Here is an 11,006-nt window from a genome sequence, read left to right on the forward strand (position 1 = left end):
GACCAGGGCTCGGGCGTCATCTGGGACACCAAGGGCCGCATCGTGACCAACAACCACGTCGTGGCCAGCGCCAAACAGGGCGCCAACATCCGGGTCACCCTCAACGACTCACGCACCTACACCGCCCACCTGGTCGGCACCGACTCCCTGACCGACCTGGCCGTCATCCAGATCGACAACCCCCCCACCGACCTGACCCCCATCCACCCGGCCGGCAACAACAGCCTGACGGTGGGCCAACCCGTCATGGCCATCGGCAACCCCCTGGGCCTGGCCGGCACCGTCACCACCGGCATCGTCTCGGCCCTGGACCGCCCGGTCACCACCCAACAAGAAGGCGCCAACAACCCCTTCACCAACTCCCAGGCCGAACCGGTGGTCACCAACGCCGTGCAGACCAGCGCCGCGATCAACCCCGGCAACAGCGGCGGCGCCCTGGTCGACGCCTCCGGCTCCCTGGTCGGCATCAACTCCGCCATCGCCACCGTCGGCCAGTCCTCCTCCCTGGGCGGCCAGAGCGGCAACATCGGCATCGGCTTCGCCATCCCGGTCTCGGAGGTCAAGACCATCGCCGGCCAACTCATCAACACCGGCCACGCCGAACACGCCTACCTGGGCGTCTACCTCAAGGACGCCCGCGTCAAGGTCGGCTCGGCCACCCGCGACGCCGCCGGCGTGGCCCGCGTCGTGCCCAACTCCCCCGCCGCCAACGCCGGCCTGAAGAAGGGCGACGCCATCACCGCCATCGACGGCGAAACCGTCAACGGCTCCCTGTCCCTGGTCGCCCAGGTCCACCAACGCAGCGTCGGCGAAAAAGCCACCCTCACCGTCATCCGAGGCGGCCACCAACACCAGATCAACATCACCTTCGCCGCCAAGACGAACTCGAACGGCTGACGTCGCGGGCCCTCGTGGCCCGGCACGGAACGGGGGGCCCTTCGCCCGCGGAGGGTCCCCCGGCTGCACCGTCTCGCGGCTCCAGCGACGTCGCCGCTGGTCCGCAGTGCGCTAGGCTCACGCTCCTCCCCCGACGCCTCTCGCCTGGAAGGGCCGTGCCGTCATGCCTGCCGATACCGCACCCGACACCGATCCCGAACTCGCCCGCGAGCAGGCACACCTCGCCCTGGCCCGCCGTGAGCTGGCCCGCATGCGCGAGCACACCCTCGCCCTGGAGTCCCACGGCGGCGACCCCGTCTCCAGCGAGTTCCTCGCCGCCACCCTCGCGCGCCGGGCACGTTCCCTGCAGGACGACCCGTCCACCGCGCTGTTCTTCGGCCGCCTCGACATCCGGCCCGACGGCCACGCCGGCACCCGGATGCGTGCGGACCCGGCCCCCGACGGTGAGGAGCGGTGGTACATCGGTCGCCGGCACGTCTCCGACGCGCACGGCGACCCGGTCGTCGTCGACTGGCGGGCCGGCATCAGCACGGCCTTCTACCGCGCCTCGCGCACCGAGCCGATGGGCGTGCGTCGGCGGCGCCGCTTCGGGATCGACCACGGCCGGGTGACCGCCTACGAGGACGAGCACCTCACCGAGCCGGAGGCCGGGCAGGCCAACGAACCGGACAGCGCCAGCAGTCGCATTGTTGCCGCGGAGATCGAGCGGCCCCGCGTCGGGCCGATGCGGGACATCGTCGCCACCATCCAGCCGGAGCAGGACGAGATCGTCCGCGCCGACGTCGCCACCACGATCTGTGTCCAGGGCGCACCCGGCACGGGCAAGACCGCGGTCGGCCTGCACCGGGCGGCCTGGCTGCTCTACTCCTTCCGGGAGAAGCTGGCCCGGACCGGCGTCCTCGTGATCGGGCCGAACCGCGCCTTCCTGGAGCACATCGGCGCCGTGCTGCCCGCCCTGGGTGAGGTCTCCGTCGACCACACCACCATCGAGGAACTGGTCGGCTCGGTCCGTGTGCGCGCCACCGACCCGGTGGACACGGCTGTGCTCAAAGGGGATCCGCGGATGGCGGAGGTGCTCCGGCGCGCCGTCTGGGCCCACGTCGGTGACCCCCACGAGGCGCTCGTGGTGCCGCGGGGCGCACGCAAGTGGCGAGTACCGGCATACGAGGTCCGGGAGATCGTGCGAGAACTGGTGGGCCGCGGGGTGCGCTACGACGCGGCCCGCGCGATGCTGCCGCAACGGCTCGCGCACGCGGTGCTGCTGCAGCTGGAAGCCTCGGGCGACTCCCCCGACGACCGGGTGCAGGACGCCGTGGCACGCTCGGGGCCGGTGAAGCGCTACGTCGCCGGCCTGTGGCCCGCCCTCGAGCCGGCCGCGGTGCTGTTCGAGCTGTTCACGCAACCGGCGACACTGGCCCGCCACGCCGACGGGATCCTCGACGCTGGGGAGCAGGCGCTCCTGGTCTGGCCCACGGTGCCACGGACCAGGGGCAGCGCCCGCTGGTCGGTCCAGGACACGGTGCTGCTCGACGAGCTGGCGGACCTGCTGCGCCGGCGGTCGAGTGTCGGGCACGTCGTCCTGGACGAGGCGCAGGACCTGTCCCCGATGCAGCTGCGCGCCGTCGGCCGGCGGTGCAGCACGGGCTCGGCCACCGTGCTCGGCGATATCGCGCAGGGGACCACGCCCTGGGCCACCGCGTCGTGGACGGACTCCCTGGCGCACCTGGGCAAGCCGGCCAGCCACCTCGAGGTGCTCGACCGCGGGTTCCGTGTGCCGGCGGCCGTGATCGACTTCGCGGCCCGGCTGCTGCCGAGCATGGCGCCCGGGCTGGGCGCGCCGGTCTCGGTGCGCGAGAACCCCGGCCGACTGCTGCTGCGGCACGCACCGCGGGCCCTGGCCCGGCACGTCGTCGAGGCGGTCACCGACGCACTGGAGCAGCCGGGCTCGGTCGGCGTGATCGCTGCGGACGCGCAGGTCGGCCGACTGTCCCGAGCGCTCACCGAGGCGGGCGTCGACCACGGCATCCTGGGCGCCCAGCACGGCGACGTGGAGCACCGGGTGGACCTGGTGCCGGCCACCGTCGCCAAGGGGCTGGAGTTCGACCACGTCGTGGTGGTCGAACCGGCGGCCATCGCCGCCGCCGAGCCGGACCGCCGCACCGGGCTGCGCCGGCTGTATGTCGTGCTCACCCGCGCCGTGTCCGCCCTCACCGTCGTGCACGCCGAGGACCTGCCCGAGCAGCTCGCGGCCTGACCGGCTGGCACACTGTGCCGGTGCCCGCCCTGCTCACCGCCTGGTCCCTGGACCTCGCCCTGCTGCTGGAGGACCCGCCCGACGACGCCGTGGTCCGCCACGGCGAGGACCTGCTGCGCCGGTGGGCCTCCCCGGGGCGGCACTACCACACCACCTCGCACCTCGTGGAGATGTTCTGGGCACTCGAGGAGCTCGAGGACGCGGGCGAGGTGGACGAACGCGACGGCGCGTTGGCGCGGGTCGCGGCGTGGTTCCACGACGCCGTCTACGACCCCCGGGCGCCCCTCGGGCAGAACGAGGCCGCCAGCGCCGAGCTCGCCGGCTCCTCCCTGCAGCAGCTCGGGGCCGACCCCGCCGACGTGGCGGCGGTCACCGGGCTCGTGCGGCTCACCGACGGGCACGACGCCCCGACGCGGGAACCGCTGCCCGCCGCCTTCCACGACAGCGACCTGTGGATCCTCGCCGCGCCGGAGCCACGGTTCGACGAGTACTGCGCCCAGGTGCGGGAGGAGTACGCGCACGTGCCGGACCAGGCCTACCGGCAGGGCCGGCACGCGGTGCTGGAGCCGTTCCAGCGCCGCGGCCGGCTCTACCGGACCGGGCACGCCCACCGGCAGTGGGAGCGGCGGGCCCGGCTCAACCTCGCTCGAGAGCTGGACCGCCTCAGTCCGTCGTGATGGCGCGCAGGACGTCCAGGCGGGCGGCCCGCCGGGCGGGCCACCAGGCGGCGAGGACCCCGACGACCCCGGCCAGGACGACGAACACCGCCAGCCGGGCCCACGGCACGGTGAGCACCGCGACGCCGTTCTCGACCTGGGAGTGCTGCAGCGCGATCCCGAAGCCGAGCCCGAGCACCACGCCGAGCACCGCTCCCAGCAACGCGATCACCACCGCCTCGAGCCGGACCATGCGCCGCACCTGACGCCGGCTGAGCCCGACCGCCCGCAGCAGGCCGACCTCGCGGGTCCGCTCGATCACAGACAGCGACAAGGTGTTGACGATGCCGAGGATGGCGATGACCACGGCGAGGGCGAGCAGGGCGTAGATGATGGTGAGCAGCTGGTCGATGGATCCCCGCTGCTGCTGGGCGAACTCGGCCTGGTCCTGCACCGTCACGGTGGGGATGTCCTTGACGACCGCGTCGACGGCGTGGTGCACCTGGGCGGCGTCGGCCGACGGCGCACGCAGCACGAACGCCGCGAAGTCGGCCGGCTTTACCCCGAGGTCGGTGAGGGCCGACAGGGTCGTGACGGTGTCCCCGGTGAGCGGGTTGTCGTCCAGGATCGCGACGACCCGCAGCGGCAGGCGCTGGTCGGCGACCTGCACCGGCACCGTCTCGCCGACGTGCACCCCGAGGCTCGCGGCCTTGTCCTTGCCCAGCAGCAGCGCGTGGCCGGTGAAGTGGTCCACCGAACCGCTCAGCACGGGCAGGTCCACCATGTCCGGGAAGGTGCGCCCCACGGCCATCACCTGGGTCTGCTTCCCGCCCAGTGTCGCCGGGGCCATCCGCAGCTCGGCCACCGACCGCACACCGTCGACCGCGGCCAGCTCCGTGGCGATGCTGGGCGAGAACGGCGACCCCACGACGTTGGACACGACGTAGTCCGCGGCGAGGCCGTCCTTGATCAGCTTGTCGACGCTGCTCGAGGCGGATGCCCCGATCACCGACATCGCCGAGACGAGGGTCAGCCCGATCATCAACGCCGACGCAGTCGCCGCGGTCCGACGCGGGTTGCGTCGCGAGTTCTGCTCGGCCAGACGTCCGACGGTGCCGAACAGCCGGCGTTGCAGCCCACCGAGCACCGCGACCACGGGTCGGCCGATCACGGGCGCGGCGAGGGCCACCCCGAGGAGCACGAGCAGCATGCCGCCGCCCATGACCACCGTGCCGTGTGAGACGCCGGCGAACAGCCCGACCAGCACGGCCGTCACCCCGACGACGAGCAAGCTCCCGCCGATGAGGACCCGCCGCCGGATGGAGGACTCCGGCAGCGCGACGTCGTCGCGCATCGCCTCCACCGGCGCGATCCGGCTCGCGCGCCGAGCCGGCAGGTAGGCCGCCACCACGGTGACGACGACCCCGACGGCATAGGCCGCCAGGACCGTTCGCGGTGCGAGCACCAGAGCGGTGCCGCTGACGTCCATCCCCAGGCGGGTGAACAGCGCCTTGATCCCGGCGGCGAGACCCAGCCCCAGCCCCAGTCCGAGGGTCGAACCCACCAGGCCGACCACGAAGGCCTCGAGGATGACCGATCGGCTGACCTGTCGCCGGCTGGCGCCGAGCGCCCGCAGCAGCGCGAGCTCCCGGCTGCGCTGCGCCACGAGGATCGAGAACGTGTTGACGATGAGGAAGCTCCCCACCACCAACGCGATTCCGGCGAACACCAGCAGGAACGTGTTGATGAAGGACAGGCCCTGGTTGATGTCGCTCGCGGCCTCGTCGGCGGCCGTGTCGCCGGTCACCGCCTCATAGCCCGCTGGCAGCACCGAGGCGACCCGGTCGCGCAGCTCGGCCTGGCTCACCCCCTGGTCGGCGGTCACCCAGGCGTCGGTGAACACGTCCTGGCCGCCCTCGAACAGCTGCTGGGCCGTGTGCGTGTCGAAGACCGCGAGGCTGGCGCCCCCGAGCCCTCCACCGTTGCTGAAGCCGACGATGCCGACCAGCGTGGCTGTGGTCGACGCCTGGCCGCCGGACGTGACCAGGCGGATCTGCTGGCCGAGGCGGTAGCCGGACTTCTCCGCGGTCGTCGAGTCCAGTGCGACCTGTCCACGCTGCTGCGGGACGTGGCCGCGACGCAGCGTGAGGGCATCGACCCCGTGACCGGCCGGCGCGTCGTGGTAGTTGACGGCGATGCCCGGTGCCCCCTGCACGCCGACCACCTTGCCGTCCCTGCCCACCGGGAACACGCCGTATGCCGTCACGTTGCCGTCCGCACGCGCGGCTCCGTCGACCTTCGCGAGCCGGGAGACGAGGGCGGCGGACAGGGTCCGGTCGAGCTGGGCGTTGTCGTCGCCGGTGCTCCCCGCAGGCCGCACGACGACGTCACCGACGGTGCCGGCCATGATCGAGGTGTAGGCACGACTGAGCGTGTCGGTGAAGACCAGCGAGCCGGCGACGAACGCGACACCCAGCACGATCGCGACGGCACTCATCAGCAGGCGCAGCTTGCGTCCCAGCAGGCTGCGCCACGTGGCGCGAAGCATCGGGTCAGGCCTCCTGCGCGACCGCGACGCGGTCGTGGTCGCGCAGCCCCTGCGACGTCGCCGCCGACCGGTCCAGGTGCGCCATCTGCTCCAACACCCGCTCCGCCGTGGGTTCGCGCATCTCCTCGACGATCCGACCGTCGGCGAGGAACAGCACCCGGTCGGTGTGACTGGCCGCGACCGGGTCGTGGGTCACCATGACGATGCTCTGGCCGAACTCGTCCACGGACCGGCGCAGGAACGCGAGCACCTCGGCGCCGGAACGCGAGTCGAGGTTGCCGGTCGGCTCGTCGGCGAAGATCACGTCGGGCCGGCTCACCAGCGCCCGCGCGCAGGCCACCCGCTGCTGCTGCCCGCCGGACAGCTCACTCGGCCGGTGCCGCAGGCGGTCCCGCAGCCCGACCGTGTCGATGACCGTGTCGAACCATGCCCCGTCCGGCGTGCGGCCGGCGATCGCCAGTGGCAGCAGGATGTTCTCCTCCGCGGAGAGCGTCGGCAGCAGGTTGAACGCCTGGAAGATGAAGCCGACGCGGTCGCGCCGCAGCGCGGTGAGCGCCTTGTCCTTCAGGTGGCCCAGCTCGATGTCACCGATCCACACCTCCCCGGAGGTCGGCGTGTCCAGACCGGCCGCGCAGTGCATGAGCGTCGACTTGCCGGAGCCGGACGGCCCCATGATCGCGGTGAATGCCCCCGACTCGAGCTCCACGCTCACGTCGTCGAGCGCGACGACGCGCGCCTCTCCCTTGCCGTAGACCTTGGTGAGCCCGACCGTCCGGGCCGCCGGCAGCGGCCTCCTCAGCGTCGTCCCCGAGCTGTCCTGCATGACTGAATCTCCCCGAGTCAGGTAGTGGACGGCCCGGGCGAGATGCCGCCCGGGCCGCAGCCCAGCCTAAGTCAGGAACCTCACAGCAATCCTCCGGATTTCCCCCTAGCCCACCCTGATTCGGCCCTGACCTCCCCGGTCAGCACCTCAGTCAGAGGCCGAGGCTCTCCACGAGCGGCCACCAGGGTTCGCCCGCGCAGCGCGCCCGCGCCTCCGGCACCGAGAACCAGCCCGCGGCATCGACGTCGTCGAGCCGCGGGGCGACCGCCGGGCCAGGGTCGACCAGGTCGACGCGGAAGCAGGCGATGTGGTTCTTGCGGTGGGGCCACAGCTCGGGACGGGCCTGCCGATGGGCGAGCGGGTCGAGGCTGACCCGCTCGTAGCCGCAGGGGCGCAACACCCCGGGGTCCAGCCGCAGCCCCGTCTCCTCCCAGGTCTCCCGGGCGCCGCAGGCGGCGGCGCTCTCGCCGGGCTCCCGGCCACCGGCCGGCGCTCCCCAGGTGCCCCGGGCCACCGAGCGCACCAGCAACAGTCGGTGGGCGACATCGACGACGAAGACCGCCGCCGCCGTGGTGCTCGCGTCCGGGGTCGGCAGCGGCGAGGCGATGATGTCGACCCGGTGCGGACCGGTGATGTGCGGCCACGGGTCCCGCCACGTGGCCAGCGGCCGCTCCCCCTTGCGCTTGGGGACCCGCAACCCGCTGTCCCGCAGGATGCGCGCGAGGACGGTGCCCTCGATCTCGTGGGCACCCGCGGCGACGACCTCGGCATACCGCTCCTGGGGAATGTCGTAGTGGTCGCCCTCGAACCCCCGCCTCGGTATGCCGACCGCTTCCGCGAACATGTGCAGCTCGCCGTAGGAGGTGTCGCTGATCAGGTGGGACCACAGCCGGCCGTGCGCGGGCCAGCGCGGCGGATCCACCCAGACGGTCACGCCACGAGGTTATCCGTGCCCCTCTGCCCCGCGGTGGGCCGCTGTCGGCGCCGGCGCCCAGGCCCTGTGGACAACTTCTGCGGCGCGGGGGGCGGGCCGCTTAGCGTCGGCGGGGTCCAGGGACACGATGAAGGGGAGGAACCCATGAGCACGGCATTCCACGTGGACACCGACCGCATCCGCGCGGCCTCCGGCAAGATCCAGCAGGTCTCCGGCGAGATCGACAGCCAGGTCCGGGTGATGATGGGCGAGCTCAACGCCCTGCAGGGCGCGTGGCGCGGTTCGGCGGCCGCGAGCTTCCAGCAGGTCGCCGACGACTGGCGCCGCACCCAGGAGCACGTCGAGCGCTCGCTGCAGGAGATCAACCAGGCACTGACCCGCGCCGGGCAGCAGTACGACGCCGCGGAGCAGGCCAACACTGCGATGTTCCGCTGAGCGACGCACACGCCGACGGGCGGCTCCCCAGTGGGGAACCGCCCGTCGTCTTGCTCTTCAGCGTGAGCGCTTCGGCCTTCGTCAGAAGCCCATGCCGCCCATGTCGTCGCCACCCGGAGCGGCCGGCGCGGCCTTCTCCGGCTTGTCGGCCACGACGGCCTCGGTGGTGAGGAACAGCCCGGCGATCGACGCGGCGTTCTGCAGCGCGGACCGGGTCACCTTCACCGGGTCGTTGATGCCGGCAGCGAGCATGTCGACGTACTCGCCGGTCGCGGCGTTGAGGCCGTGACCGATCTCGAGCCCGCGCACCTTCTCCGCCACGACGCCGCCCTCGAGGCCGGCGTTGATGGCAATCTGCTTGAGCGGAGCCTCGACGGCGACCTTGACGATGTTGGCGCCGGTGGCCTCGTCACCATCGAGCTCGAGCTTGCCGAACGCCTCCTTGCCCGCCTGGATCAGGGCGACGCCGCCGCCGGCGACGATGCCCTCCTCGACGGCCGCCTTGGCGTTGCGCACGGCGTCCTCGATGCGGTGCTTGCGCTCCTTGAGCTCGACCTCGGTGGCCGCACCCGCCTTGATGACGGCGACGCCGCCGGCGAGCTTGGCGAGGCGCTCCTGCAGCTTCTCGCGGTCGTAGTCCGAGTCGGAGTTGTCGATCTCGGTGCGGATCTGGCTGACACGACCAGCGATCTGGTCGGCGTCACCGGCACCCTCGACGATGGTCGTCTCGTCCTTGGTGACCACGATCTTGCGGGCCCGACCGAGCAGGTCGAGGTCCGCGGTCTCCAGCTTGAGGCCGACCTCCTCGGAGATGACCTGGCCGCCGGTGAGGATCGCGATGTCCTGCAGCATGGCCTTGCGGCGGTCACCGAAGCCCGGGGCCTTGACGGCGACGGACTTGAAGGTGCCGCGGATCTTGTTGACCACCAGCGTGGACAGGGCCTCGCCCTCGACGTCCTCGGCGATGATCGCCAGCGGCTTGCCGGACTGCATGACCTTCTCCAGCAGCGGGAGCAGGTCCTTGATGCTTCCGATCTTGGAGTTCATCACGAGGATGTAGGGGTCCTCGAGGACGGTCTCCATGCGCTCGGTGTCGGTCACGAAGTAACCGGAGATGTAGCCCTTGTCGAAGCGCATGCCCTCGGTGAGCTCCAGCTCCAGGCCGAAGGTCTGGCTCTCCTCGACGGTGATGACGCCTTCCTTGCCGACCTTGTCCATGGCCTCGGCGATGAGCTCACCGATCTGCGGGTCGGCCGCGGAGATGCCCGCGGTGGCGGCGATCTGCTCCTTGGTCTCGATCTCGGTCGCCATGGCGAGCAGGCGCTCGGAGACGGACTCGACAGCCTTCTCGATGCCCTTCTTCAGGGCCATCGGGTTGGCGCCGGCCGCGACGTTGCGCAGGCCCTCGCGCACGAGCGCCTGGGCGAGCACGGTCGCGGTGGTGGTGCCGTCACCGGCGACGTCGTCGGTCTTCTTGGCGACCTCCTTGACGAGCTCGGCACCGATCTTCTCGTAGGGGTCCTCGAGCTCGATCTCCTTGGCGATGCTCACACCATCGTTGGTGATGGTGGGGGCGCCCCACTTCTTCTCGAGCACGACGTTGCGGCCCTTGGGGCCGAGGGTCACCTTGACGGCGTCGGCAAGGGTGTTCATACCCTTCTCGAGACCGCGGCGAGCCTCCTCGTCGAATGCAATGGTCTTGGCCATTCGGGTGGTTCCTCCCACACGCGAAACGGAATGACCACGCACGTGCCCGCGACGGACGAGTCGGCCCCGGGACGCTCCCGTCGCGCCCGCGGTCGACCCTCACCTACGTGGTCGGATTGTCACTCGTTGTCACTCTCCTACCGAGAGTGCTAAGCCCATGTTGGCACTCGGCACCCCCGAGTGCAAACGCCCCGCCCAGATCCGGCCACCAATCCTCGGCAGGAGGCACGTGGCAGGATCGACGGTATGCCGAGCACTCCCCTGATCGTGCTCTTCGACGCCGACGGGGTGGTCCAGTCGGGCCCCGCTGACCTCACCGAACGCATCGCCGGCCTGCTGGCGCCCGAGGTCGACCCCGACACGTTCATCGCCGCCCTCTTCGAGGCCGAGCTGGCGGCGCTCACCGGCGGGCGGGAGTTCGAGGCCGTGGTCGCCGACACCCTGGGCGTCCACGGGTGCGACCCGGCCCGCTCGGCCGAGCTGGCCGCCCTGTGGCACGAGCTGGAGACCGACGCCGCGACGGTCGCGACCATCACGGCACTGCGCGCCAGCGGGACCCGCTGCTACCTGGCCACCAACCAGCACGCGTTCCGCACGGCATACATGCGGGAGCACCTGGGCTACGACCAGCTGTTCGACGGGCAGTTCTACTCGTGCGAGCTGGGGGTGGCCAAGCCGGACCCGGCCTACTTCACCCGGATCGTCGAGGAGCTCGGTGCGCCGGCCGACCGGGTGCTCTTCGTCGACGACAA

Annotated in this window: 9 protein-coding genes; 5 read left to right on the forward strand and 4 right to left on the reverse strand. The window is 71.8% G+C overall.

Annotation, left to right across the window (positions count from 1 at the left end; genetic code table 11):
- The 3 genes from VFL99_RS09185 to VFL99_RS09195 all read left to right on the forward strand — a co-directional run.
- Window positions 1-897, forward strand: an 897-nt coding sequence (locus tag VFL99_RS09185; RefSeq protein WP_325106044.1) for a S1C family serine protease, incomplete at its 5' end; no start/stop codon positions are given.
- Between the two features lie 163 nt (window positions 898-1,060).
- Complete coding sequence (locus VFL99_RS09190) at window positions 1,061-3,151, forward strand: HelD family protein (protein ID WP_325106045.1); 2,091 nt, start codon at window positions 1,061-1,063, stop codon at window positions 3,149-3,151.
- Between the two features lie 20 nt (window positions 3,152-3,171).
- Window positions 3,172-3,828, forward strand: a complete 657-nt coding sequence (locus tag VFL99_RS09195; protein ID WP_325106046.1) for an HD domain-containing protein — start codon at window positions 3,172-3,174, stop codon at window positions 3,826-3,828.
- Here VFL99_RS09195 and VFL99_RS09200 read toward each other — a convergent pair.
- From VFL99_RS09200 to VFL99_RS09210, 3 genes are all read right to left on the reverse strand, one after another.
- The gene (locus tag VFL99_RS09200) at window positions 3,815-6,355 is read right to left on the reverse strand and encodes an ABC transporter permease (protein ID WP_325106047.1); all 2,541 of its coding nucleotides are present in this window, start codon (window positions 6,353-6,355) and stop codon (window positions 3,815-3,817) included. The two genes, VFL99_RS09195 and VFL99_RS09200, sit on opposite strands and share 14 nt — an antisense overlap.
- Before the next feature lie 4 nt (window positions 6,356-6,359).
- Window positions 6,360-7,178: an ABC transporter ATP-binding protein gene (locus VFL99_RS09205; protein WP_325106048.1), complete on the reverse strand. Its 819-nt coding sequence runs from the start codon at window positions 7,176-7,178 to the stop codon at window positions 6,360-6,362.
- 151 nt (window positions 7,179-7,329) lie between these two features.
- Window positions 7,330-8,112 carry a DUF4031 domain-containing protein gene (locus VFL99_RS09210; protein ID WP_325106049.1) on the reverse strand — a complete coding sequence of 261 codons (783 nt, stop codon included), beginning with the start codon at window positions 8,110-8,112 and terminating at the stop codon, window positions 7,330-7,332.
- A 144-nt stretch (window positions 8,113-8,256) separates the two neighbouring features.
- On the opposite strand from VFL99_RS09210, the gene VFL99_RS09215 reads away from it, so the two are divergent.
- The gene (locus VFL99_RS09215) at window positions 8,257-8,547 is read left to right on the forward strand and encodes a WXG100 family type VII secretion target (RefSeq protein WP_325106050.1); all 291 of its coding nucleotides are present in this window, start codon (window positions 8,257-8,259) and stop codon (window positions 8,545-8,547) included.
- An 81-nt stretch (window positions 8,548-8,628) separates the two neighbouring features.
- Here VFL99_RS09215 and groL read toward each other — a convergent pair whose 3' ends face one another.
- The gene (groL, locus tag VFL99_RS09220) at window positions 8,629-10,254 is read right to left on the reverse strand and encodes a chaperonin GroEL (protein ID WP_325106051.1); all 1,626 of its coding nucleotides are present in this window, start codon (window positions 10,252-10,254) and stop codon (window positions 8,629-8,631) included.
- 246 nt (window positions 10,255-10,500) lie between these two features.
- Between groL and VFL99_RS09225 the strand changes: the two genes are divergently transcribed.
- Window positions 10,501-11,006: HAD family hydrolase (locus VFL99_RS09225; RefSeq protein ID WP_325106052.1), on the forward strand; the 506-nt coding region annotated here is incomplete at its 3' end.

The organism is Segeticoccus sp. (assembly GCF_035708005.1).